This window comes from Streptomyces sp. 2-1, from assembly GCF_048564895.1.
Classification (GTDB): Bacteria; Actinomycetota; Actinomycetes; order Streptomycetales; family Streptomycetaceae; genus Streptomyces; species Streptomyces phaeochromogenes.
Genome location: NZ_CP183383.1, coordinates 2,691,978 through 2,715,975, shown reverse-complemented (window position 1 = coordinate 2,715,975; position 23,998 = coordinate 2,691,978). Strand labels below are relative to the sequence as shown.

The 23,998-nt window shown below is 70.1% G+C and carries 22 protein-coding genes; 10 read left to right on the top strand and 12 right to left on the bottom strand.

What is annotated here, in order from left to right; genetic code table 11:
• Nucleotides 1-42: 42 nt before the first annotated feature.
• A complete protein-coding gene (locus ACN20J_RS11900) occupies nt 43-771 on the bottom strand; it encodes a 3-keto-5-aminohexanoate cleavage protein (RefSeq protein WP_419665867.1) in 729 nt (242 codons plus the stop codon).
• Nucleotides 772-826: 55 nt separating this feature from the next.
• Between ACN20J_RS11900 and ACN20J_RS11895 the strand changes: the two genes are divergently transcribed.
• Nucleotides 827-1,345 carry a hypothetical protein gene (locus ACN20J_RS11895; protein ID WP_419665866.1) on the top strand — a complete coding sequence of 173 codons (519 nt, stop codon included), beginning with the start codon at nt 827-829 and terminating at the stop codon, nt 1,343-1,345.
• 45 nt (nt 1,346-1,390) lie between these two features.
• On the opposite strand, the gene ACN20J_RS11890 is transcribed toward ACN20J_RS11895, so the two are convergent.
• Nucleotides 1,391-1,999, bottom strand: coding sequence for a hypothetical protein (locus tag ACN20J_RS11890; protein WP_189840104.1), 609 nt, complete (start codon nt 1,997-1,999; stop codon nt 1,391-1,393).
• A 326-nt stretch (nt 2,000-2,325) separates the two neighbouring features.
• On the opposite strand from ACN20J_RS11890, the gene ACN20J_RS11885 reads away from it, so the two are divergent.
• Complete coding sequence (locus ACN20J_RS11885) at nt 2,326-5,127, top strand: penicillin acylase family protein (RefSeq protein WP_419665865.1); 2,802 nt, start codon at nt 2,326-2,328, stop codon at nt 5,125-5,127.
• Between the two features lie 24 nt (nt 5,128-5,151).
• On the opposite strand, the gene ACN20J_RS11880 is transcribed toward ACN20J_RS11885, so the two are convergent.
• Both ACN20J_RS11880 and ACN20J_RS11875 read right to left on the bottom strand, forming a co-directional pair.
• Entirely contained in the window at nt 5,152-6,519 is a 1,368-nt protein-coding gene (locus ACN20J_RS11880) for a serine-threonine protein kinase (protein WP_419665864.1), read from the bottom strand.
• Between the two features lie 119 nt (nt 6,520-6,638).
• Nucleotides 6,639-7,910 carry an exo-beta-N-acetylmuramidase NamZ domain-containing protein gene (locus ACN20J_RS11875; protein WP_419665863.1) on the bottom strand — a complete coding sequence of 424 codons (1,272 nt, stop codon included), beginning with the start codon at nt 7,908-7,910 and terminating at the stop codon, nt 6,639-6,641.
• Nucleotides 7,911-8,076: 166 nt separating this feature from the next.
• Between ACN20J_RS11875 and ACN20J_RS11870 the strand changes: the two genes are divergently transcribed.
• The 3 genes from ACN20J_RS11870 (at nt 8,077) to ACN20J_RS11860 (ending at nt 11,226) form a co-directional block, all read left to right on the top strand.
• Nucleotides 8,077-8,886 carry an SDR family oxidoreductase gene (locus ACN20J_RS11870; protein WP_419665862.1) on the top strand — a complete coding sequence of 270 codons (810 nt, stop codon included), beginning with the start codon at nt 8,077-8,079 and terminating at the stop codon, nt 8,884-8,886.
• Complete coding sequence (locus tag ACN20J_RS11865; RefSeq protein ID WP_419665861.1) at nt 8,883-10,550, top strand: class I adenylate-forming enzyme family protein; 1,668 nt, start codon at nt 8,883-8,885, stop codon at nt 10,548-10,550. Before ACN20J_RS11870 ends, ACN20J_RS11865 begins: the two co-directional genes overlap by 4 nt.
• A gap of 82 nt (nt 10,551-10,632) precedes the next feature.
• Nucleotides 10,633-11,226 (top strand): TetR/AcrR family transcriptional regulator, encoded by a 594-nt coding sequence (locus ACN20J_RS11860; protein WP_189840098.1) that lies wholly within the window; start codon nt 10,633-10,635, stop codon nt 11,224-11,226.
• Between the two features lie 270 nt (nt 11,227-11,496).
• Here the strand turns inward: ACN20J_RS11860 and ACN20J_RS11855 are convergent, their stop codons facing one another.
• The 7 genes from ACN20J_RS11855 to ACN20J_RS11825 form a co-directional block, all read right to left on the bottom strand.
• Nucleotides 11,497-12,711 (bottom strand): acyl-CoA dehydrogenase family protein, encoded by a 1,215-nt coding sequence (locus tag ACN20J_RS11855; protein WP_419665860.1) that lies wholly within the window; start codon nt 12,709-12,711, stop codon nt 11,497-11,499.
• A 6-nt stretch (nt 12,712-12,717) separates the two neighbouring features.
• A complete protein-coding gene (locus tag ACN20J_RS11850) occupies nt 12,718-13,740 on the bottom strand; it encodes a phosphotransferase family protein (protein WP_419665859.1) in 1,023 nt (340 codons plus the stop codon).
• Nucleotides 13,741-13,905: 165 nt separating this feature from the next.
• The gene (locus tag ACN20J_RS11845) at nt 13,906-14,202 is read right to left on the bottom strand and encodes a hypothetical protein (protein ID WP_189840091.1); all 297 of its coding nucleotides are present in this window, start codon (nt 14,200-14,202) and stop codon (nt 13,906-13,908) included.
• 137 nt (nt 14,203-14,339) lie between these two features.
• Nucleotides 14,340-14,669, bottom strand: a complete 330-nt coding sequence (locus ACN20J_RS11840; protein WP_189840090.1) for a DUF202 domain-containing protein — start codon at nt 14,667-14,669, stop codon at nt 14,340-14,342.
• The gene (locus ACN20J_RS11835; RefSeq protein ID WP_055616239.1) at nt 14,669-15,061 is read right to left on the bottom strand and encodes a YidH family protein; all 393 of its coding nucleotides are present in this window, start codon (nt 15,059-15,061) and stop codon (nt 14,669-14,671) included. The genes ACN20J_RS11840 and ACN20J_RS11835 overlap by 1 nt, the downstream gene beginning before the upstream one ends.
• Before the next feature lie 278 nt (nt 15,062-15,339).
• Nucleotides 15,340-15,855 carry an NUDIX domain-containing protein gene (locus ACN20J_RS11830; protein WP_362001302.1) on the bottom strand — a complete coding sequence of 172 codons (516 nt, stop codon included), beginning with the start codon at nt 15,853-15,855 and terminating at the stop codon, nt 15,340-15,342.
• The gene (locus tag ACN20J_RS11825; RefSeq protein ID WP_328846617.1) at nt 15,852-16,739 is read right to left on the bottom strand and encodes a DMT family transporter; all 888 of its coding nucleotides are present in this window, start codon (nt 16,737-16,739) and stop codon (nt 15,852-15,854) included. The genes ACN20J_RS11830 and ACN20J_RS11825 overlap by 4 nt, the downstream gene beginning before the upstream one ends.
• 151 nt (nt 16,740-16,890) lie before the next feature.
• On the opposite strand from ACN20J_RS11825, the gene ACN20J_RS11820 reads away from it, so the two are divergent.
• From ACN20J_RS11820 to ACN20J_RS11800, 5 genes are all read left to right on the top strand, one after another.
• Entirely contained in the window at nt 16,891-18,546 is a 1,656-nt protein-coding gene (locus tag ACN20J_RS11820) for an FAD-binding dehydrogenase (protein ID WP_361909064.1), read from the top strand.
• Between the two features lie 200 nt (nt 18,547-18,746).
• On the top strand, nt 18,747-19,697 hold the full coding sequence (locus ACN20J_RS11815) for a hypothetical protein (RefSeq protein WP_189840085.1): 951 nt from the start codon (nt 18,747-18,749) through the stop codon (nt 19,695-19,697).
• A gap of 63 nt (nt 19,698-19,760) precedes the next feature.
• The gene (locus ACN20J_RS11810; protein WP_419665858.1) at nt 19,761-21,326 is read left to right on the top strand and encodes an APC family permease; all 1,566 of its coding nucleotides are present in this window, start codon (nt 19,761-19,763) and stop codon (nt 21,324-21,326) included.
• A gap of 176 nt (nt 21,327-21,502) precedes the next feature.
• Nucleotides 21,503-22,222: a molybdopterin-dependent oxidoreductase gene (locus ACN20J_RS11805; protein WP_189840083.1), complete on the top strand. Its 720-nt coding sequence runs from the start codon at nt 21,503-21,505 to the stop codon at nt 22,220-22,222.
• On the top strand, nt 22,209-22,874 hold the full coding sequence (locus ACN20J_RS11800) for a cytochrome b/b6 domain-containing protein (protein WP_189840082.1): 666 nt from the start codon (nt 22,209-22,211) through the stop codon (nt 22,872-22,874). Before ACN20J_RS11805 ends, ACN20J_RS11800 begins: the two co-directional genes overlap by 14 nt.
• Nucleotides 22,875-22,959: 85 nt before the next feature.
• Here ACN20J_RS11800 and ACN20J_RS11795 read toward each other — a convergent pair whose 3' ends face one another.
• Complete coding sequence (locus ACN20J_RS11795) at nt 22,960-23,997, bottom strand: L-idonate 5-dehydrogenase (protein ID WP_419665857.1); 1,038 nt, start codon at nt 23,995-23,997, stop codon at nt 22,960-22,962.
• Nucleotide 23,998: the final 1 nt, after the last annotated feature.

The window sequence follows — 23,998 nt, the reverse complement described above, 5'->3', positions numbered from 1 at the left end:
GTCGCACAGTTCCCCGCGCCCCTGACAGGCGCCCGCGCCCCCTTACGACGAACGCCGCGCTCTCCCGTACTGGACCAGCCCCTCCGCCACCAACTCCGCGTTGGACGCCGCCCGTCGGCCGTCCGGCAGGAACAGCGTGTCCTCCAGGCCGATCCGCATCGCGAGCCCGAGGCGACCGGCGAGCCGGAGGACCGGCCAGGTGCCGCCCTCCTCGCCGTGCAGCAGGACGGGGCGGCCGTGAGTGAAGGTGAGTGCGGCCAGTAGCTCCCGGGCCGAGTCCTCCGCCGTTTCCGGATCCTGGTCCGTCACCTCCGCCAGGACGCGCAGGACCCGCGGGCCGAGCGGGGACGCCGCGAAGCGGGCGGCTCCGTCCGTGTCGGACCAGATGCCCGCCTCCACGGCCACGCCCCGCTCCAGGAGGGCCGCGGCGACCTGCTCGGCGCCCGGCTCGTGCCAGTTGACCGAGGCGTGGTCGGGCAGGACGGTCCACTCGTGGACGCGGGCGACCCGGGCGGCGGGGTCGGGCTCGGCCCAGGCGCCGGTGGTCACGCCGACGGGGACGGTGACCCGGGAACGTATGTGCTCCAGCGTCGCTGCAACCGCTTTCGGCGACAGCGTGTCTTCTCCACAGGGGGACTTGGGATGTACATGGATGTCCGACGCCCCGACCGCGACGGCCTCCGCCGCGGAGTCGGCCATCGCCCCCGGCGACAACGGCACGAGAGCGCCGTCACCGGACCCGCGTCCCCCGTTCACACACACCTGCACCATGCCCCCGATGGTGCCAGGCGCCACTGACAACCGGAGATCGAAGGAGGAACAGGCGATGAGCCTGGCCATCTGCTCGCTCAAGTGGGAAGCCGCGCACACGGGGGCGCAGACCATCACGTACGACGGCGACGGGTACCACCTCGTGCGCTTCCCGTACGTCACGGGGGAGGAGCAGTACGACCCCTGGAACATGCACGACCCGGCGCAGGGCGGCGACAGCGCGTCGACGTTCCCCGACGCCCGCTCGGCCCTGATCTGGCCCAGCCACGACGGCTGGGGCGTACTGTCCGCGATGGTCTTCTGGGAGGCGGACTCCGCCGGACTCGAATACCGGGCGCGCTACGTCCGGGACCCGCTGAACCTCTCGACCGGCTACAACTCGACGGCCACGACCGACATGTCACCCACCCGCGGCGGCCAGTACCGCACCTACATGTGGCAGATGTTCGTCCACCCGGGGACGCCGCTCGGGCTGAAGATCTCCGTGCGCGGCGCGGGGGACGTGAGGGTCTCCACACCGCTGATGCTCGCCGAGTTCAAGCTCGCCATCCACACCGACGTCAAGACTCCGTAACCATTCGCCCGGGGGTGCGGTTCCGCCGACGCACCCCCGGCACGCCTAGCTCGCCACCGACACCAATAGACGCCCTCTTCTGGCTTCTGCCAGGGCCTCGGGCGTGAGAACCGGCCGCGGGACCACTATCCCGCAGGCCGTGCAGACCGGACCCGTGGACGGTTCGTGGGCCAGGTCGTACTTCCAGGTGAGGCGCTCGCCCGAGCAGACCGGGCAGACGGTGCCCGGCTCGCGCTCCAGGGCGGCGATCAGCCGGCGCAGCACCTCGGCCATCGGCTCATGGGGGTGGACCCGAGGGTCGTCGCACCAGGCGACCCCGAAGCCGCCCCAGGTGAGCCGGTGCCAGTCGTCCACGCTGCCGGGGCTGCGCAGACCGTCGTGCTTCTCCTTCTTGCGGCGCTGTGCGAACTCGACCTCGTAGGCGAGCCATACGGAGCGCGCCTCCTCCAGTTCGTCCAGTGCGGCCACGAGCCGCGCTGGATCGGGGGACCGGTCCTCGGGGCCGAACCCGGCCCGGGAGCACAGATGGTCCCAGGTCGCCCGGTGACCGTAAGGAGCGAACCTCTCAAGGCACTTGCGCAGTGAATAGCGCCGCAGTGCCAGATCGCTCCTCGGGTCGCGCACCTGTCTCGCCAGACTCCGAAAGCCCGCCATCGCCCTGCACCTCCGTCACACCTGCACCTGTACTTCGGTCACTTCGGCGTCGTCGAAAGGACGTCGCCGAATAGACGTATCGACACGCGATTCGGCTCCATCTGTTTTTCGGCGGCTTCCGGAAAGCCCCCAATCGGGCGATTCCGGACTGCCCGCCAGACGGTTCTCGGCCGTCCACCGTCTGCTTCTCGCCGTCGGCCGCTGCGGCCGACGGTGCGTCGGGGGATCCGTCGACCTCTCCGGCGCCAAAAGTGACGCATGTTCATCTTCAAACGCGGGGATACCGGCGGTAACGTCCGGCTCACCCCCGTCGCGAGGAGCCAGCCATGCCCCGGCGTACCCCACGCACCATCCTCGACAGACAGAGAACTCCCCGCAGATTCACCAAGTTCCTCAAGGGCGCATCCATATGCGCACTCGTTGCCGGTCTTTTGTCTCCGCTTTCCCAGACGGCCGCCGCGCAGCCCGCCTCGGCGCCGGCCGCGGCAGCCGCCAATGACTACTGCGGCGGCCGGTGTTCGGACATCCTCCCGGCGGGTCAGAACGGCAACGCGACCCTCGCCGAGATCATCCTGAACCAGGCCTTCGGCACCCAGCCCGCACACGCGGACGACCAGCTCGCGCCCTACGGCAACCTCGCGTCGGGCTACTCCGGACTCACCGACGCCAAGATCAACGACTTCTTCAGGGACGCCTCGTTCGGGGTCCCCGCCGACCAGGTCGAGTCGACCCTGAAGCCCGCCGGACGCACCGACGTCACCATCGTCCGCGACAAGAAGACCGGTGTGCCGCACATCACAGGGACCACGCGTTACGGCACGGAGTTCGGCGCCGGGTACGCGGCAGCCCAGGACCGGCTGTGGCTGATGGACGTCTTCCGGCACGTCGGACGCGGCAAGCTGACCCCCTTCGCCGGCGGCGCCCCCTCCAACCAGGGCCTTGAGCAGGAGTTCTGGCGCCACGCCCCCTACACCGAGGCCGATCTCCAGGCCCAGATCGACAACGCCGTCGCCACGAACGGCGCCCGCGGCCAGCAGGCCCTCGCCGACGTCCGGGCCTACATCGCCGGCATCAACGCCTACATCGACGCCTCCGACAGCGGTCGCTACTTCCCCGGCGAGTACGTCCTGACCGGCCACAAGGACTCCGTCACCAACGCCGGGACCATCGAGCACTTCAAGGAGACCGACCTGGTCGCGCTCGCCTCGGTCATCGGCGCGCTCTTCGGCTCCGGGGGCGGCGGCGAGGTCAACAACGCCATCTCGCTCCTCGCCGCCCAGTCCAAGTACGGCGTGGAGGAGGGCACCAAGGTCTGGGAGTCCTTCCGCGAGCGCAACGACCCCGAGGCCGTGCTCACCGTCCACAACGGCGAGAGCTTCCCGTACGCCACCAAGCCGGCCGACCCCCAGGGCGAGGCCCTGCCCGCCGCGGGCTCGGTCGCCGAGGAACCCCTGGTCTACGACCGCACCGGCAGCGCGGCCACCACCACGGCCACCGGGACGTCCGCCGCGGCGACAGCGAGCGCCCTCAGCTCGGCGAAGCGCGGCATGTCCAACGCCCTCGTGGTGAGCGGCAAGAGCACGGCGAGCGGCAACCCGATCGCCGTCTTCGGACCACAGACCGGCTATTTCGCGCCACAGCTGCTGATGCTCCAGGAGATCCAGGGCCCCGGCCTCAGCGCCCGCGGCGCCTCCTTCGCGGGCCTGAGCATGTACGTCGAACTCGGCCGCGGCCAGGACTACGCGTGGAGCGCCACGACCTCCGGCCAGGACATCATCGACACCTACGCGGTCGAGCTGTGCCAGGACGACACCCACTACCTCTACCGCGGCACCTGCACGGCCATGGACAAGATCGAGCAGACCAACGCCTGGAAGCCCACCACCGCCGACGGCACCGCGGCCGGCTCGTACCGCATGCAGGTCTGGCGCACCAAGTACGGCCCGGTGACGCACCGCGCCACGGTCGACGGCAAACGGGTCGCGTACACCACCCTGCGCTCCTCCTACATGCACGAGGCCGACTCGATCATCGGCTTCCAGATGCTCAACGACCCCGACTACGTGAAGAGCCCGCAGACCTTCCAGTCGGCGGTGCAGCACATCAACTACACCTTCAACTGGTTCTACGCCGACTCGCAGCACACCGCGTACTACAACAGCGGCGACAACCCGGTCCGCGCCAACGGTGTCGACGCCGAGTTCCCGGTCTGGGCGCAGCCCGCGTACGAGTGGAAGAACTGGACGCCGACGACCAACACCGCCGACTACACCCCGGCGTCCGCCCACCCCAACTCCATCGACCAGGACTACTACATCTCCTGGAACAACAAACAGGCCAAGGACTACACCACGGCTCCCTGGGGCAACGGCTCCGTCCACCGCGGCAACCTCCTGGAGGACCGGGTGAAGAAGCTGGTCACCGCGGGCGGGGTCACCAGGGCGTCGCTCACCAAGGCGATGGCCGACGCGGCGCTGGCCGACCTGCGCGCCGAGGACGTACTGCCCAAGTTGCTCAAGGTGGTGAACAGTTCGCCGGTCACCGACACGGCGGCAGCGGCGGCCGTGACGAAACTGTCCGACTGGGTGACGGCCGGCGCCAAACGCAAGGAGACCTCGGCCGGTTCCAAGGCGTACGCCAACGCCGAGGCGATCCGCATCCTGGACGCCTGGTGGCCGCTGCTGGTGAAGGCCGAGTTCGAACCCGGCCTCGGCACCGACCTCTACACCGCCATGACCAACAACCTCCCCGTGGACGAGCCCCCGTCGGCCGGACACGGGCCCACCGGCTCGCACGCCGGAAGCTCCTTCCAGTACGGCTGGTGGAGCTACGTCCACAAGGACATCCGGGCGGTGCTCGGTGAGACCGTGGAGGGCGGACTCGCCAAGCCGTACTGCGGCGGCGGCAGCCTCACTGCCTGCCGGACCATCCTGATCAACAGCCTCAAGGAGGCCGCCGCAAAGACCGCCGCCCAGGTCTACCCGGGCGACGACCTCTGCTCGGCCGGCGACCAGTGGTGTGCCGACTCGGTCAACCAGCGCACGCTGGGCGGCATCAAGCACGGCAAGATCAGCTGGCAGAACCGGCCGACCTACCAGCAGGTCGTGGAGTTCGCCTCACACCGGTGACGACAGGCACCGGCTGGCGGCGGGTCACCGGATACGGCCCGCCGCCAGTACCACCTGCGCCAACTCCCGGTGGCAGATGTCGCTGTGGGCCCCCGACGGGGCTCCGCCGCGCTTCACCACCGCGGACGCGTCGATGTTCACGCACCCCGACACGGGCAGCTTCGCCCGCAGCGCGTCGGCGAGCTCGAACCCCTTCGTGCCCGCCACCGCCTGCACCCCGTCGAACCCCAACGCCCCCCACTTGCTGCCCAGAAGACGGGGAAGCCGGAGATCGGCGGCGGAGCTGCTGTCGCCCGCCATCCGGGAGGCCATCGGGTAGACCGTCCCGAGCGCCGAGTCGAAGCGCGAGTAGCAGCAGACCAACGGGCCGTCGACACGGTCCTGTTGGCCGTGCAGGACGCCCTTGCCCCGCGCGTCGTGCGGCAGCCGCGCCGCGAACGCGTAGTGGGAGAAGGCCGCTTGGAGCAGGGTCACGGACTTCACGTTGCGAACGCCCTTGGGTAGCCCGCGCAGCGCGAACGACACCAGGCGCCCGCCGAAGCTGTGCCCCACGAGATGCACCCGCAGTCCGGGCGCCACCTGCGAGAGCCGTCCGACCAGCGGACCGAGCCCGCGCTCACCGACCGTGCCCGCGCGCCGCTTCATGGCGAAGTACGTTGCCTGCCGCAGCAGTTCATGCGCGCCGTCCCAGACCCGGGGAAGCCCGAAGGACGCCTGGACTCCCTCGGTACCAGTGCCAGCCCCGGCACCGACTCCGACCGCGAGTTCGCCGTCGGCGCCGGCCCGTTCCTCCGCCAGCGCCCGTGCGAACTCCCGGCACATCTCCGCCGCGTCCCCGAGGAACATCTCCGGGTCGCACTGCGGACCGGCTGCCGCCGCGGTGTCCGCGGCGAACGCCGTCCCCGGCGCCTCCGGGTGCAGCTCGACGAGCAGCCGTACGAGCCGCCCGAACTCCTCCAACGCGGCTTCCTCGTCCGGCTGTTGGTCGAGCATCCGGCCGATCTGGTCGACCAGGGTGGCCCGGCCGGGGAAGACCTCCAGCAGGCCGCCGCGGGTGCCCTTGTCCAGAGCCGGCCCCACGGTCGCCGCCGTCACCGTCCGCTCGAAGTCGGGGATCGGCTCATCGGAGAACCGCATCGACGGCCACACCACGCCCACGAACCCGAGCCGCGCGTTCGGCGCGAGCCCGGGGAACGGTTCGAAGAACCGGCTGTAGAGCCGTGTCGCCCCCGACCGGTCGTTGTTCCAGCCGTGCGCGAACACGATCAGATCCTTGACGCCCCGCTCCGGCGCCTCCTTCAGCAGCCGGTCGCGCTGCCGCGCGTTCACATCCCCGTCCGCGTCGAACGTCAGCTCCCAGTAGGGAGTCACACCCACTTCCGGCTCCGCCATGACGAGCCTCCTTCGGCCCCCGTAACCCGCGCATATGCGGGCATCGTCCCGCCACGGAGGGGAGTTGGCCATACGTCAGGTGCGGTCCGACCGGCCCGAACTCATGTCTCAGCGATATCTCAGCGATAGAGGAGGTACTTCCCGCGCATCCGGCGGAACGCCGCCAGCTCGCCCTGCCAGGCCGCCACGACCTCGTCGGCATCCGCGCCCGCGTCGATCATCGTGCGGACCTGCGTGGACCCCGTCAGCTTGTCGATCCAGTTGTCGGGGCGCCAGGCGAAGCCGCTCCACACCTTCTTGGCGGTCACCAGCAGCGCGATCCCGGTGCGTACGGGGTCGTACGCGGCCCGGTCGTGGACATGGAGCTGTACGCCCCCGACGGTCCTGCCCTGGAACTTCGAGAAGGTGGGCGCGAAGTACGCCTCCCTGAAGTGCACACCGGGCAGCCCCAGTTGCTCTGCCTCCGCGGCCCACCGCCGGTCGATGCCCTCCGCGCCGAGCAGCTCGAACGGGCGGGTCGTGCCGCGCCCCTCCGACAGGTTCGTCCCCTCGAAGAGACACGTCCCCGAGTACACGAGCGCGGTGTCCGGCGTCGGCATGTTGGGGCTCGGCGGCACCCAGGGGAGCCCGGAGGCGTCGTAGAAGTCCGACCGCTTCCAGCCCGACATCAGCACGGTGTCCAGCGGCACCGGCGCCGCGAGGAACTCCTTGTTGAAGAGCCGCGCCAGCTCCGCCACCGTCATTCCGTGCGCCTGGGAGATCGGCTCCCGGCCCACGAAGGTCGCGAACTCCTTGTGCAGCACGGGGCCCTGGGCGCTCCGGCCGGTCACCGGGTTCGGCCGGTCGAGCACCACGAACCGCTTCCCGGCGAGCCGGGCCGCCTCCATGCAGTCGTACAGCGTCCAGATGTACGTGTAGAAGCGGGCGCCCGCGTCCTGGATGTCGAAGACGACGGTGTCCACGCCGGAGGCCGTGAAGATGTCGGCCAGCGGCTGCCCGCTCTTCAGATACGTGTCGTAGACCGGGAGGCCGGTCGCCGGGTCGTCGTAGCGGCCCTCGGAGCCGCCGGCCTGGGCGGTGCCCCGGAAGCCGTGCTCGGGGCCGAAGACGGCCACCAGGTTCACCCGGTCGTCCGCGTGCATCACGTCGACGATGTGGCGGACGTCGCGGGTGATGCCGGTCGGGTTGGTGACGATTCCCACGCGTTCGCCGTCGAGGAGGGTGTAGCCGTCCGCGGCGAGGCGTTCGAAGCCGGTGCGCAGGCGGCGGGCGCCCCTTTGCTCCTGTGGTTCCTGGGCGGCTGTCGCTGCGGCTGTGGCGGGCGGATTCGCCGAGAACGCCGCCGCGGCGGTGGTGGCGGCGAGGAGACTCCGTCTGGAGAGGCGGCGCATGTGTGACCTCCGTTGCTGACGCGGAAGGCTGGCAGGAGCACGCTAAGGGCTCCGCCGGTCGTTCGTAAGCTGCGGGTGCATTGTGGCTTGTCGCGCCCGCGCGGCGGAGCCGCACATTGACGCAGCCCCGCGCCCCTTACGGGGTCCATACCGACCGGTTAGTCTGATGGTCGAGCAGAGCCTCATCTCGTCGTGTCGAAGGAGACCGAAGGTGGAAGCCGTGCAGGGTGCCGGAGTGGTTGTCACCGGAGCTGGAGGGGGCATCGGAGCCGCGTTGGCGCGGCGGTTCGCCGCCGAAGGGGCCCGGGTCGTCGTCAATGATCTGGATGCCGCGAAGGCGAAGGCCGTTGCCGAGGAGATAGGGGCGATCGCCGTTCCGGGCGACGCCTCAGCGATCGTGGCCGAGGCGCGGGACGCCCTCGGGGGCACGGTCGACGTCTACTGCGCCAACGCCGGGCTCGGCTCCGGCGGCTCGGAGGCGGCTCCCGAACAGGTCTGGGAGCTCGCCTGGGACGTGAACGTGATGGCCCACGTCCGTGCGGCCAACCAGCTGATCCCCGGCTGGCTGGAGCGCGGCAGCGGCCGTTTCGTCTCCACGGTCTCCGCGGCGGGACTGCTCACGATGGTCGGCGCGGCCCCGTACAGCGTCACCAAGCACGGTGCGTACGCCTTCGCCGAGTGGCTCTCCCTCACGTACCGCCACCGCGGTCTGAAGGTCCACGCGATCTGTCCGCAGGGTGTCCGCACCGACATGCTCGCGAGCACCGGCAGCGCCGGGGATCTCGTCCTCGCGCCGACCGCCATCGAGCCCGAGGACGTCGCCGACGCCCTCTTCGCCGGGATCGAGGAGGACCGCTTCCTGATCCTTCCGCACCCCGAGGTCGCCGACTACTACCGGGCGCGGGCCACCGACCCCGACCGCTGGCTGACGAACATGAACCACATCCAGCAGAAGTGGGAGGCGGACGGCCGGTGACCACCTCCCTGTACGCGGCCCAGCCGTGGATCGCGCTCCTGAACGACGCCCAGCGCGGGCCCGTAAGCCCGGTCGACTCGCCCGTGCACGCCCTGCGCCGGGCCGTCGCCGAGGCCCCCGACACCACCTTCCTCGCCTACTTCGACGGACGGCTCACCTACCGCGAGGTCGACGAGCTGAGCGACTCCGTCGCCGGACACCTCGCCGCCCGCGGCCTGGAGCGCGGCGACCGCGTCGCCGTCCTGCTGCAGAACTCCCCGCTCTTCGTCCTCGCCGTCCTCGGCGCCTGGAAGGCAGGCGCGACCGTCCTGCCCGTCAACCCCATGTACAAGTCGGGCGAGGTCACCCACGTCCTGCGGGACGGCGAGGTCGCCGCGCTGATCTGCTCCGACCGGGCCTGGGAGTCGTACCTGCGCGAGACGGCCGCCGACTCGCCCGTACGCGTCGTACTCACCGGCTGCGAACTGGATCTGCAGACCCGGGGCGACGCGCGCGTGCTGAACTTCGAGCGGCTGCCGCAGGCGCCGGACGCCGACGACCTGCTGACCGTCGCGAGGGCCGGACACAAGGCCCCCGACGGCCGTGACCTCGGCCCCTCGGACGTGGCGCTGATCAGCTACACCTCGGGCACCAGCGGCGCCCCCAAGGGAGCCACCAACACCCACGGCAACATCATGTACAACGCCGAGCGGCAGCGGACCGGCCTCGCGCTGCCCGAGGCGCCCGTGTACTTCGCGATGGCGCCGCTGTTCCACATCACCGGGATGGTCTGCCAGTTCGCCGCGTGCCTCAACAGCGCGGGCACGCTCGTCCTCGCGTACCGCTTCGAGTCGGGGGTCGTCCTCGACGCGTTCGCCGAGCACCGGCCCCACTACACGGTCGGCCCCTCGACCGCCTTCATGGCCCTGGCCGCGCATCCGTCCGTCACGCCGGACCACTTCTCCTCCTTCGTGAACATCTCCTCCGGCGGCGCGCCCGTGCCGCCCGCGCTCGTCGAGAAGTTCCGGGCGGGCTTCGGGCCGTACATCCGCAATGGATACGGACTCACCGAGTGCACCGCTCCCTGCGCCTCCGTGCCGCCCGGCCGCGAGGCCCCCGTCGACCCCGTCTCCGGGACGCTGGCCGTCGGTCTGCCCGGCCCCGACACGGTCGTCCGGATCGTCGACGACCAGGGCGCGGAGGTCCCCTTCGGCGAGCAGGGCGAGATCCTCGTACGCGGTCCGCAGGTCGTGCCCGGCTACTGGCGCCGGCCCGAGGCCACCGCCGAGACCTTCCCCGACGGTGAACTGCGCACCGGCGACATCGGCTTCATGGACGCGGACGGCTGGCTCTACGTGGTCGACCGCAAGAAGGACATGATCAACGCGTCCGGCTTCAAGGTGTGGCCGCGCGAGGTCGAGGACGTCCTCTACACCCACCCCGCGGTCCGCGAGGCGGCCGTCGTCGGGGTGCCCGACGGCTACCGCGGCGAGACCGTCAAGGCGTACATCAGCCTCCGGCCGGGCGCCGAAGAGGACCCCGCCGCACTCGCCGCATACTGCAAGGAGAGACTGGCCGCCTACAAATACCCGCGTCAGGTCGAGATCCTGCCCGACTTGCCGAAGACGGCAAGTGGGAAGATCCTCCGTCGGGAGCTGCGTTCCCGGTCACGGGACGGTCATTAGACCGCCGTCGGGTGTCCGGTGGGCGGCCGGCGGACCACGCGTACAGAACTCCACATAGAACACTGGAAGGCAGGTGGCGGCAGTGCCCAGGACGACGGACGGGGACGGCACGCCCGTCCCGCGGCGGCTGTTGGCAGCCGCCACCCGGCTCTTCGCCGAGCGCGGCTACGACCGCACCTCGGTCCAGGAGATCGTCGAGGCGGCCGGTGTCACCAAGGGGGCGCTGTACCACTACTTCGGCTCCAAGGACGACCTGCTCCACGAGGTGTACGCGCGTGTGCTGCGGGTTCAGCAGGAGCGGCTCGACGCCTTCGCCGATGCGGACGCGCCTGTCGAGGAGCGGTTGCGGGGCGCTGCCGCCGATGTCGTCGTCACGACCATCGACAACCTTGACGACGCGGCGATCTTCTTTCGCTCCATGCACCACCTCAGTCCCGAGAAGAACAAGCAGGTACGGGCCGAGCGGCGGCGGTACCACGAGCGCTTCCGCGCGCTGATCGAGGAGGGGCAGGAGGCGGGCGTCTTCTCCACCGCCACCCCTGCCGACCTGGTCGTGGACTACCACTTCGGCTCCGTCCACCACCTGTCCACGTGGTACAGCCCGGAGGGTTCGATGACCCCGACGGAGGTCGCCGACCACTTGGCGGACTTGCTGCTGCGGGCGTTGAGGCCGTAGGGCGGGGGTGGATTGGCGGCCCCTTTTTTCGCCCCCGCCGCCCCTACCCATTCCCGTCACTTACTCAGGGGCTCCGCCCCCGAACCCCCGCTCCTCAAACGCCGGAGGGGCTGGATTTTGTCGGCCAGGGCCGACATTTCAGCCCGTCCGGCGTTTGAGGACGAGGCCGTTCAGGCCGATCAGCGGGGGTCTGGGGGCGGCAGCCCCCAGAGGACGGGACGGGTAGGGGCGGCGGGGGCGAGAAATGGCTTTGTCCTCGCTGCTGGAGGGTCAGGCGTACCGCTTCAGTTCCCGGCGCGCCAGCGACCTCTGGTGGACCTCGTCCGGCCCGTCGGCCAGTTTCAAGGTGCGCGCGCCGGCCCAGAGTTCGGCGAGGGGGAAGTCCTGGCTGACGCCACCCGCGCCGTGCAGCTGGACCGCCTTGTCGATGATGTCGACCACCGTACGAGGCGTAGCGATCTTGATGGCCTGGATCTCGGTGTGAGCACCCTTGTTGCCGACCGTGTCCATCATCCAGGCCGTCTTGAGAACGAGCAGCCGCAACTGCTCGACCGCCACCCGCGCGTCCGCGATCCAGTTGTGGACGACCCCCTGCTGGGCCAGCGACTTGCCGAACGCCGTACGGGACACCGCCCGCCAGCACATCAGCTCGATCGCCCGCTCGGCCATCCCGATCAGCCGCATGCAGTGGTGGATCCGGCCCGGACCCAGCCGCGCCTGCGCGATGGCGAAGCCGCCGCCCTCCTCACCGATGAGGTTCGAGGCCGGAACGCGTGCCCCGTGGAACACGACCTCGGCGTGACCGCCGTGGGAGTGGTCCTCGTAGCCGTAGACCTGCATGGCACGCCTGATCTCGACGCCCGGGGTGTCCCGCGGCACCAGCACCATCGACTGCTGGCGGCGGATGTCCGACCCGTCAGGATCCGTCTTGCCCATCACGATGAAGATCTTGCAGTCCGGGTTCATCGCCCCGGAGATGTACCACTTGCGGCCGGACACGACGTACTCGTCGCCGTCCCGCTCGATCAGTGTCGTGATGTTCGTGGCGTCGGACGAGGCCACCTCCGGCTCCGTCATCGCGAACGCCGAACGGATCTCACCGGCGAGCAGCGGCTCCAGCCACTGCTTCTTCTGCTGCTCGTCGCCGAACTGCGCGAGCACCTCCATGTTGCCGGTGTCCGGTGCCGCGCAGTTCAGTGCGGTCGGCGCCAACTGCGGGGAACGGCCGGTGATTTCGGCGAGCGGTGCGTACTGGAGGTTCGTCAGCCCGGCCCCGTACTCGGAGTCCGGGAGGAAGAGGTTCCACAGGCCCTGGCGGCGGGCCTCCGCCTTCAACTCCTCCACCACGGCCGGGGTGTCCCACGGCGAGGCCAACTGCTCGCGCTGCTCGTGAGCGACCGCCTCCGCCGGATAGACGTACTCGTCCATGAAGGCGAGAAGCTTGGCGCGCAGCTCCTCGGTGCGTGCGTCGAATGCGAAGTCCATGGCCGGTCAGCCTTCCTGAAGAGTGGTCAGGCCGTGCTCGATGAAGACGGGGACCAGGTCGCCGATGCGGTCGAAGCCGGCGCCGACGGTCTGGCCGAGTGTGTAGCGGTAGTGGATGCCCTCCAGGATCACGGCGAGCTTGAACCACGCGAACGCCGTGTACCAGGCGACGGCGGACACGTCGCGCCCCGAGCGCGCGGCGTACCGCTCGATCAGCTCGGCCGGCTCCGGGTGCCCGGCGGCCGTGGCCGTCGTGGAGACCGGTGAATCGGGCATGCCCAGCGGGATGCTGTACATCACCAGCAGCCCCAGGTCCGTGAGCGGATCGCCCAGCGTGGACATCTCCCAGTCGAGGATCGCCTTGATCTCGTCGTCCTCGCCGATCAGCACGTTGTCGAGGCGGTAGTCGCCGTGTACGACGGTGGGCGTGGGGGAGTGCGGCAGCTCGCGGCCCAGCGCTGCGTGCAGCTCGTCGATCCCTGGCAGGTCGCGGTTGCGGGAGGCGTCCAACTGCTTGCCCCAGCGCCTCAGTTGCCGGTCCAGGAAGCCCTCGGGGCGGCCGAAGTCGGCCAGGCCCGCCTCGGCCGGGTCCACCGCGTGCAGCTCGACCAGCGTGTCCACCAGGCCGAGTACCGCGCCGCGTGTGCGCTCCGGGCCGAGCGGGGCCAGTTGTTCGGCGGTCCGGTAGGGCGTGCCCTCCACGAAGTCCATTACGTAGAACGGTGCTCCGAGCACCTCCACGTCCTCGCACAGCAGGCGGGTGCGCGGTACGGGTACGGCCGTCGGGTGCAGTGCGCTGATCACCCGGTGCTCGCGCTTCATGTCGTGCGCCGTCGCCAGGACATGGCCCAGCGGGGGCCTGCGTACGACCCACTTCGAGGTGCCGTCCGTCACCGCGTACGTGAGGTTCGACCGTCCGCCCTCGATCAGCCGGCCGGTCAACGGGCCGTCGACCAGGCCGGGCCGCTCGCTGTCGAGCAGGCCGCGCAGGCGGTCGAGATCGAGACCTGGTGGGTGGTCTGAACTCATCGTGTTTCCTCCGGACGCCGGAAAACTGGGCTTCCCCACATGATGCCGACCGGTCGGTATGCAGTCCAGTGCGGGGGCAAAACGTGATTGGCGTCTCGGTCGCGAAGAACCCCCCGAGTCGTCGGTGGCGACTCGGGGGGTTCCTTTTTCGTGCCCGGTGGTCGCCTAGTGGTCGTCCCAGTGCCCGTCGTGCTGGGCGTGGCGATGACCGTCATGAACGTAGTCCACGTGGTCGCCGTGCGTCACGGCGGCGTGTCCGCAGTCCGCGCCGTGCTTGTGGCTGTGCCCCTCGTGGGCGACGTGTCCGCCCGGCTCGCACTCGTCCCAGTGCCCCGAGTGCTGCCGGTGCAGGTGCCCGTCGTGCGCGTAGTCGACGTGGTCGCCGTGCGGCACCTCGGTGTGCCCGCAGTCCGGGCCGTGGGCGTGCTCGTGGGTGGTGTGTTCCTGGTGGAGGGTGGTCATGGTGCTCACCTTCGGAGGGGGTGTGCGGAGTGTGACGCCGGTCAGGCTAGCCACATGAAAGCCGCATATCCCCACAAACGTGGGCGCGTGTTGTTCGGATGCCTCGGAGGGGCGAGCGGGCGGGGCGCGTCAGAGCGTCAGAGGACGAGGGCCACCGCGCATGCCGCCAGGGCGACCGTGAAGAGAGTGGCGGTGCCGGCGTGCCTTGGGTTGAGCGTCTTGGGCTCGCCGCCCTCGGCCAGTACGCGGATCCTTCGGTGTGCCACGGTGAGGAATCCCAGCCAGAGCGCGCAGCAGAGCGCGGCCGTTGCGATGCCTGTCGCGCTCGGTCCGTTGTGCAGTGCTGCCTTCACGGCCAGTACGGTCGCGACCGTTCCCGCCAGGGTCGTACGCCGCCATGCCAGCCGCGTGCGCTCCGGCTGCAGGCCGGGGTCGCGGTCGTCCCCTGTGTTTTGGTGGGGCTCCATCACCCCTCCCATCCGAACAGCACGACCACGACCATGGCGACGGCGACGATGGCCACGCCGATGCTCAGCAGTGCCGGAAATCGTGACACCGGCAGGTCCTCGCCCCTGCGCATCGCCTGTTCGCACCGCACCCAGTGGTTCACGGCTCGCAGTGCGCACAGCACTCCGGCGCCCAGGAGTCCGAGCGCCAGGCCGGCCCGCCAGGCCCACCGCAGGTCCGGAAGGAACTGGTCCACGGCGAAGCCGCCGCCGATCAGTGCGAGCGAGGTTCGCAGCCAGGCCAGGAACGTCCGCTCGTTCGCGAGGGAGAAGCGGTAGTCCGGTGTGCGGCCGTCTTCCTTGATCCGCTCAGGTGCGAACCACAACTGGATGTTCCGCCTGAATTCGATCACCTGTAGGACCTTACCCATGGCTGGGGTGTCGCCTGTTGTCGGTGGGTGGGGCGGGGCCGTGCCGGTATGTCACGTTCGCGACTGCTGGGCATACGGCCCTGAGTTTCATTGGTGACCGTTTCCAGCGGGAGCTGTACGTCGCGAACGTTGACATACCGGCACGGCCCCGCCCCGGTCGCGTCGGCGGCTGCGGCCAGACGGAAACAGCCAACCTCAGCCCTCTCCCACCCAGGGGCGCGGGGAACTGCGCGACCCGCACCACGGCCCGCAGACGAAACTCAATCCCGTTCCCGCAAAGCCCGCAGCCGCGAATACGCCGCCAGGCCGTCCGGGACCCACTCCCACTCCGTCAAGCGCCGCCGCACCTCCGTCTCCGGGAGGAAGCCGTGCCAGGCGACCTCTTCGACCTGGGGGTGGACCGGCAGTTCGCAGAGCACCTCGTACACCGCCGACCACCAGGACTTCCCGGCCCCGTCGTCGTACAGGAACTTGAAGAGGAAGGTGGGGTGGGGGAGCCCGGAGACGCCTAGTTCCTCCTCGGCCTCCCGGAGTGCCGCTTCGTCGTACGTCTCGCCCGCGCCCACGACTCCGCCCACGAACACGTCGTACAGGGAGGGGAACACCAGCTTGGTCGGTGTGCGCCGGTGGATGAAGAGGCGGCCTTGTGTGTCTCTGACCTGGATGAAGGTGCAGCGGTGTCGCATTCCCTGTGCGTATGCGTCTCCGCGTCTGGCCTGTCCCACCACCTCGTCGTGTTCGTCGACGATGTCCAGGATCTCGTCGGCCGAACTCATACCTGGACCCGGACCCGTTCCTTGGGTGCCGCGCCGCTCGGCATCGCGGGGTGCATGCCCAGCAGCACCACGCCGACCACGATCCCGGCGAGGCCCAGGGCCTCCCAGGTCAGAGCGCCGGCGTCGGTACGGAGCCGGTCCCCGAGGAAGCCCACGCCACAGGCGATACCGGCGAGCGGCTGTGCGGCGGTGAGTGCGGGCAGTGACATGCGCAGGGGTGCCGTCTCGAACGCGCTCTGGACCAGTACGAGGCCTGTGATGCCGAGCGCCACGACCCCGTAGACCTGCCATCCCGTGGCGAGCGCGATCCAGCCGCCGTCGGAGAAGCGCTGGCCGCTCACGCGGGTGAGGGCGTCCTGGACTCCGTAGAGGAGTCCGGCTGCTGCACCGAGCAGTACCGGGCCTGCGCTCAGCAACGATCGCTTGGCGTAGGTGGTGAGGAGTAGGGCGAGGCCGAGTACTACGCCGATGATCAGCCACTGGCGGAACGGGTCCGTGCGGGCGTCGCCGCCCTGGGGCTGGCCGGCCACGATGAACGCCGTCACGCCGCCTGCCAGCAGGAGGAGTCCGGCCCAGCCCTGTCGGCCGAGCGGCTGCCGGGTCTGGCGGCGAGAAAGTACGAGTGCAAATACCAGGTTCGTCGCGAGCAGGGGTTCTACCAGGGAGATCTCGCCGTTCGAGAGGGCGATCGCGCCCAGCACCATGCCCACGACCATCAGCCCGATGCCGCCCAGCCAGCGAGGCACCCGCACCAGGTCGAGGAGCAGGCGGGGGGAGAGGAAGTCGCCCAGTGGAGCGTGCGAGGCGGCGTTCTGCTGGAGGACGAAGCCGAATCCGAGACAGCAGGCCGCGCCGACGGAGAGGAGGAGAACCAGAACCGACACGCTGCGTACCTCGGGGATTTCGGACGGTGGCGGGGCGGGGTGCGGGTATCGACCGACTGTAGCCCGAGTCCGTGGAACCCGGCAGTTGACTGGGTCACTCCGTTGCCCAAGGATCTGACCGACCAGTAACAAGGCCGAGGAGGCACTGCTCATGGCGTACGACGCAGATGTGATCGTGATCGGGGCGGGCCTCGCCGGGCTCGCGGCGACCGCGGAGCTCGTCGACGCGGGGCGCAAGGTGATCCTTCTCGACCAGGAGCCGGAGCAGTCGATCGGCGGCCAGGCGCACTGGTCGTTCGGCGGGCTCTTCTTCGTGGACTCTCCCGAGCAGCGCCGGATGCGGATCAAGGACAGTCACGCGCTGGCCCTCCAGGACTGGATGGGCACCGCGGGCTTCGACCGCCAGGAGGACCACTGGCCCCGGAAGTGGGCCGAGGCGTACGTCGACTTCGCGGCCGGTGAGAAGCGGTCCTGGCTGCACAAGCAGGGCGTTCGATGGTTTCCGGTGGTGGGGTGGGCCGAGCGGGGCGGATACGACGCCAATGGGCATGGGAACTCCGTGCCTCGGTTCCATATCACCTGGGGGACCGGGCCCGGTCTTGTCGCGCCTTTCGAGCGGCGGGTGCGGGCCGGGGTTGCCCGTGGGCTCGTCCAGCTCAAGTTCCGGCATCGGGTCACCGGGCTGTCGCGGAGCGCGGGTACCGTCGACACCGTGAGTGGGGAGGTCCTGGAGCCGTCGGACATCCTGCGGGGCCAGGCCAGTGGGCGCGCTGTCTCCGGCGCTTTTGAATTCAGGGCTCAGGCCGTGATCGTCACGTCCGGTGGCATCGGCGGCAACCATGATCTCGTGCGGGCCAACTGGCCCGAGCGGCTCGGTACTCCGCCCGAGCGGATGATCTCCGGGGTGCCCGCGCATGTGGACGGCGAGATGCTCGGCATCGCGGAGGGCGCGGGCGCGCGTCTCATCAACCGCGACCGCATGTGGCACTACACCGAGGGCATCCAGAACTGGAACCCCATCTGGGAGAAGCACGGCATCCGCATCCTGCCCGGGCCGTCGTCGCTGTGGCTGGACGCGCGGGGCAAGCGGCTGCCGGTCCCGCTCTTCCCCGGCTTCGACACCCTCGGCACGCTCGAACACATCATGAAGACCGGGTACGACTACACGTGGTTCGTGCTCGACCAGAAGATCATCGGCAAGGAGTTCGCGCTCTCGGGATCCGAGCAGAACCCCGATCTGACGGGCAAGTCCGTCAAGGGCGTGTTCCAGCGGGCACGGGCCGATGTGCCGGCGCCGGTGCAGGCGTTCATGGACAAGGGCGTCGATTTCGTGGTGGAGAAGGATCTCGGTGCGCTGGTGCGGGGCATGAACGCGCTCACCAAGGAGTCGCTCATCGACGAGGGTGAGCTGCGGCGCGAGATCACCGCGCGGGACCGGGAGATCGCCAACCCGTTCACCAAGGATCTCCAGGTCACGGCCATTCGCGGGGCCCGCGCCTATCTCGGCGACAAGCTGATCCGGACGGCCACCCCGCACCGCATCCTCGACCCCAAGGCCGGGCCGCTCATCGCCGTACGGCTCAACATCCTGACCCGCAAGACGCTCGGTGGTCTGGAGACCGACCTCTCGTCCCAGGTCCTCACCGAGGGCGGTGACCCGCTGTCCGGGGTGTACGCGGCGGGGGAGGCGGCCGGGTTCGGCGGCGGCGGAGTGCACGGATACCGGTCCCTGGAAGGGACGTTCCTCGGCGGATGTCTCTTTTCGGGGCGTGCGGCGGGGCGTGCCGCGGCGAAGGACGTCGGCTGACGGTGGGGTGACGGCGGCCTCAACTGGGGGCCGCCGACAGGTCGTTGACGCGTGTAAAGCACTGCCCGGGCTTGACGAGAACCATTGGCTGGGGGTTGGCTGTCCGTAATTGGCCCCTGACAGAATCTAACCTCCGGTAAATGTCAACCGGTTGCACAAAATGCCCACCGAATTACCGCGTCGTGTGAGGAAGTTCCGCGGTGTCTCCACCCCCACCACCCCTGGGACGCGGTCGCAAGCGTGCGGCCCAGGCCTTCGACGCCGCGCTCGACGACGCCGAACTCGTCGCCGCCCGCGCCGCGTTGGCCCAGGGCCGGTGGACAGCAGTACGCGCTCTGCTCGTCGCGACCGGTGACGACTGGGACCGCCGAGGTCATCGCGTCACCACCCTCGCGCAGGAGTCCAGCACCCAGGCCTGGGCCCGTGACTGGCTGGTCGCCGAGCCCGAGTCGGGCGATGCCTCCGTGCTGCTCGCCCTCGCCACCGTGCAGCGCGCCCTGAACGGCAAGGACAAGCCCGCCCGGGCGCGCGAGGCCTGTCGTGTCGCGGCCGGGCTGCTGCCCGCCGACCCCACGCCCTGGCTCGGGCTGCTGATGCTGGAGCGTGTGCTCGGCGGCGAGCAGGAGGTGGTCCAGCTCTTCGACGAGGTGCGGCACCGGTACGCCGACCACCACCACGCCCACCATCTGATGGTGGCCCGGCTCGCCGAGCGAAGACCTGACGCCGGGCAGGACCCGCTGCACGAGGTCTACGACTTCGCGACCTGGTCCGCCGAACAGGCGCCCGCCGACTCGCCGTTGGCAGTCCTTCCCGTCATCGCGCACGCCGAGCGCTATCGCGTCCTCGCCGCCGCCGGCATCGAGCCCGCCGATCCCGTGGCCTCCGGGCACTGGGTGGGGCGCCGGGCCCGCCAGGTGATGAAGGCGGCCTTCGACTGGTGGCTGGAGTGGGAGCGCGACGACCATCCGCGCAGCCAGATCGACCTCAACTTCCTTGCCCACGCCAAGTTCTGCGAGGGCCGGGGCGCCGAGGCAGCCGCCCTCTTCCATCGCATCGGGCCGTACGCCACCCCCGTGCCGTGGTCGTACCCCGACCGCGACCCGCACAAAGCCTTCCGCGCCGCACGCGACAGCGTGCTCGGCACGGTGTGAACAAACGCTCCTGAAGACCGTAGCCACCCAAGCGTCCGAAGCATCCGAAAGGACAACCCCGCCATGACGACGGGCAGTTCGCAAACCTCAAGTGCGTCGAGCACGAGCAGACAGGCCGCCGCGGACAGCGGCATCAGCACCTTCAAGGGTCAGGACCGCGCCCTGCGTTCCGACCGGCTCGGTACGGGGGGCCTGCTGCTCTCCGTTCTCGCGGCGACCGCCCCGCTCATGGTGGTCGCGGGTGTCATGCCCACCACATTCGCGGTGATGGGCATCGTCGGCCAGCCGCTGCTCTTCGTCCTTCTGGGCATCGTGCTCGTCCTCTTCAGCGTCGGGTACGCCGAGATGAGCCGCCACGTCCACAACGCGGGCGCCTTCTACGCGTACATCTCCCGAGGGCTCGGCGGCACCGCCGGATCGGGTGCCGCCGCGGTCGCGCTCGTCGCGTACAACGCGCTGCAGATCGGCATCTACGGCATCTTCGGCTTCGAGGTGTCCGGCCTCTTCGCCACCTATCTCGAAGTCGAAGTCGCGTGGTGGATACCGGCGTTGGTGGCCGCCCTCGTCGTCGGGGCGCTCGGCTGGCTGAAGATCGACGTGAACGCGCGGGTACTCGGCGTTCTCCTGGTCATCGAGGTCGCCCTCGTCGTCATCTTCGACATCGCGGCCGTCGCCGACCCCGCCAAGGAGGGCCTGTCGCTGCACGCCTTCAACCCCGACACGCTCACCGGGGCCGGGCTCGGCACCGCTCTGTGCTTCTGCATCGCCGCGTTCCTCGGCTTCGAGCAGGCCCCCGTGTACGCGGAGGAGACCAGCCGCCCGCACATCCTGGTCCCGCGCGTGATGTTCCTCGCCATCGGCTTCGTCGCCGTCTTCTTCGCGATCAGCTCCTGGGCGCTGACCGTCGCCGCGGGGCCCTCCGCGATCGTGGGCACCTCCCAGAAGCAGAGCGCCGGACTGCTGTTCTTCCTCACCGACGAACGGCTCGGCGGGACGTTCACCGATGTGCTCCATGTGCTCTTCGTGACCGGCATGTTCGCGGCGATGCTCAGCTTCCACAACGTCGTCGCGCGGTACGCCTTCGCCATGGGCCGCGAGGGCCTGCTGCCCTCCGTCTTCGGCCGGACCACGGGCGCGAGCGGCGCGCCCGGCACCGGATCGCTGCTGCAGACCGTGATCGCCGTGGTGGTCGTCGGGGCGTTCGCCGTCTCCGACGACAAGCCGACCGGCGACCCGACCGCGCCCGTGCTGCAGCTCTTCACCTGGATGGGCAACGTCGGCGCCCTCGGCGTCATCCTGCTGATGGCCGCGGCCTCGCTCTCCGTCGTCGTGTTCTTCGCCCGCCGGGGCGCCGCGGGAGCCCAGGCCTGGCGCCTTGTGGCCTCCGTGATCGCCGGTGTCTCGCTGCTCGTCATCGCCGTCTACACCGTCAAGGACTTCGACGTCCTCGTGGGCGCGGGCCCCGGCTCCTCGCTGAGCTGGGTGCTGCCCGGCATCATCGTGCTCGCCGCCGTGGCGGGCATCCTTCAGGGCCTCTACCTTCGGGCCCGCAAGCCCGAGGCGCACGCCAGGATCGGGCTCGGCAACGAGGCGTTCCAGCTGGAGAAGGCGGCCGCGGACGACGCGTGAGCGGGTCGGTCACCGGCATCCTGCCCGTTGGGCACTCGCTCACGGCGCTCGGCTCATGGGTGCCGCGCTTCTGAGAAAGCCGTAAGAAGTGATTACGGAACTCTGACGGACATCCTTGGCCCCTGGCTTCCGGGGACCAAGGGTGTTCGAATCAAAAGGTGAACACGGAACAACCGATGGCTTCGGACCCGGAGGAGAGCGGCACTCCGGTCGGGCGGCGGCTCATGCTCGGGATGCTCGGGCTCGGCGCACTCGGCGTGGCCACCGCTCCCACGCTCCAGAGAGGCCTGGAATCCTTCCTCGGCGGCGCCGCGGACAAGGACCCGACCGGGCTGACCGGCCTGCTCCCCAACGGCGGCGGCTTCCGCTACTACTCGGTCACCTCGTCCGTCCCGCACAAGAACGAGGACAACTACCGCCTCAAGATCGACGGCCTGGTCGACCACCCGGCCACGTACACGCTGGCCGATCTGCGTGCCCTGCCGCAGACCCGGATGGTGCGTGACGTCCAGTGCGTCACCGGGTGGAGAGTGCCCGACACGCCCTTCGAAGGCGTACGACTGTCCCAGCTGCTGGATGCCGCGGGGGTGCGGTCCTCGGCCGGGGCCGTGCGGTTCACCTGCTTCGACGGTGCGTACTCGGAGAGCCTGACCCTGGCCCAGGCCCGCCGCGCCGACGTCCTCGTGGCTCTACGAATGCAGGACAAGGACCTCAACCACTCCCACGGTGGTCCGGTCCGGCTCTATGTCGCTCCCATGTACTTCTACAAGTCCGCGAAGTGGCTCTCCGGCATCACCCTCACCTCGGACGTCCGTCCCGGCTACTGGGAGGACCGGGGGTACGACGTGGACGCGTGGGTCGGCCGATCGAACGGACGGGACGATGACGCGACCTGAGACCGACGCCCCGGGGGTGCCCGACCGGGCGGCGAACTCCGGGGAGCGGTTTGCCGGTTCGGTGCGGGTGCCGCGGTTCGCGCCCGCCGAGCGGTGGGTGCACCGGGTGACGGCGGTGTTGATGGGCGTGTGCGTGGGGACCGCGGCCTGTCTCTACCTGCCGCAGCTCGCCGAACTCGTCGGGCGGCGCGAGCTGGTCGTACGGGTGCACGAGTGGTCGGGGCTGTTGTTGCCGGTGCCGGTCCTGGCCGGGCTCGTATCGCGGGCCTTCCGGAAGGATCTGCGGTTGCTCAACCGGTTCGGGGCGCACGATGGCGTGTGGCTGCGGGCGGCGCTTCGGCGTGATGCCCGGCCCGAGTCCCGGCCCGCCGGGAAGTTCAACGCCGGGCAGAAGGTGTACGCGGCGTGGATCGCCGGGGCCGTTCTGGTCATGGTCGGGACCGGGTTGTTGATGTGGTTCACGCATCTCGCGCCGCTCGTGTGGCGCACGAGTGCGACGTTCGTGCATGACTGGCTTGCTCTGACCATCGGCATTGTTCTCGCGGGTCACATCGGGATGGCCATGGCCCGTCCGGAGGCCCGGCGGGGGCTCCGGACGGGGTCGGTCAGCAAGGAGTGGGCGGAGGAGGAGCACCCGCTCTGGCGACCGTAGGCCTCCGGCGGTTGGGCGGCCTGGTGATCGTCGTTCGGCAGGTGCGGGTCCGATGGGGCTTGGTCGCGCAGTTCCTCGCGCCCCTCTAGACGGGCGCCGTCTCTCCGAAGTCCAGGAGTACCTTGCAGGACTCCGCTCGGTCTGCCGCCAAGGTGAAGGCCGATTCCGCCTCGCCGAGGGGGACCACCGCGCTGACCAGGTTGTCGAAGCGGGGTTCTCGGGCGAGGAGCGTGAGGGCGTCGTCGAACTCCGCGTCGAAGCGGAAGGCTCCTCGGAGTTCGATCTCGCGGCTGACGACCAGGTTGCCCGCGAAGGGGGACTGGCCCGGAGGCAGCATGCCGAGCTGGACCACGACCCCGCCGCGGCGTACGAGGCGGAGGCAGGTGTCGAGCCCCGCGGCGACGCCCGAGGCCTCGATGGCCGTGTCCACCTCGGAGGGCCAGGCGGGAGCGGACGGGTCGTCCGCGCGCAGGGCATCGTCCGCGCCTGCCGCCACCGCGTACTCCAGGGCGCGCGGGAGCAGGTCCGTGACCGTGACCCGTGCGGCACCCGCCGCCTTCGCCGCCGCGACGACCAGGCAGCCGATGGGTCCGGCACCGGTGACGAGTACGTGCTTGCCGGTCACGTCACCGGCCCGTCGTACCGCGTGGAGTGCCACGGAGAGCGGCTCTGCCAACGCTGCCCGGCGCAGGGGGAGTCCGGCGGGGATCGTACGCAACTGCTCGGCGGGGACGACGACCTGGGCCGCGAAACCGCCCTGGACGTGGGGCGTACGGGCCGCGCTGCCGAGGTAGCGGGTGTCGCGGCACACGTTCCGGCGGCCGTCGGAGCACTCGGGGCACACCCCGCACGGCGTGGCCGGGTGCACGGCAACGGGCGTACCGGGGGCGGGGCCTGACGTGCCGTCGCCGTAGCCGAGTACCGCCCCGACCACCTCGTGGCCGAGGACCATCGGCTCGCGGAGGCGGAAGTCGCCGACCCCGCCGTGCCGCCAGTAGTGGAGGTCGGATCCGCACACTCCGCCGTAGCGCACGGCGACGAGGGCCTCGCCGGGGCCGGGGGAGGGGACCGGGAGTTCGTCCACGCGCAGGTCGTCCTGGCCGTGGATCACACAACCGAGCATC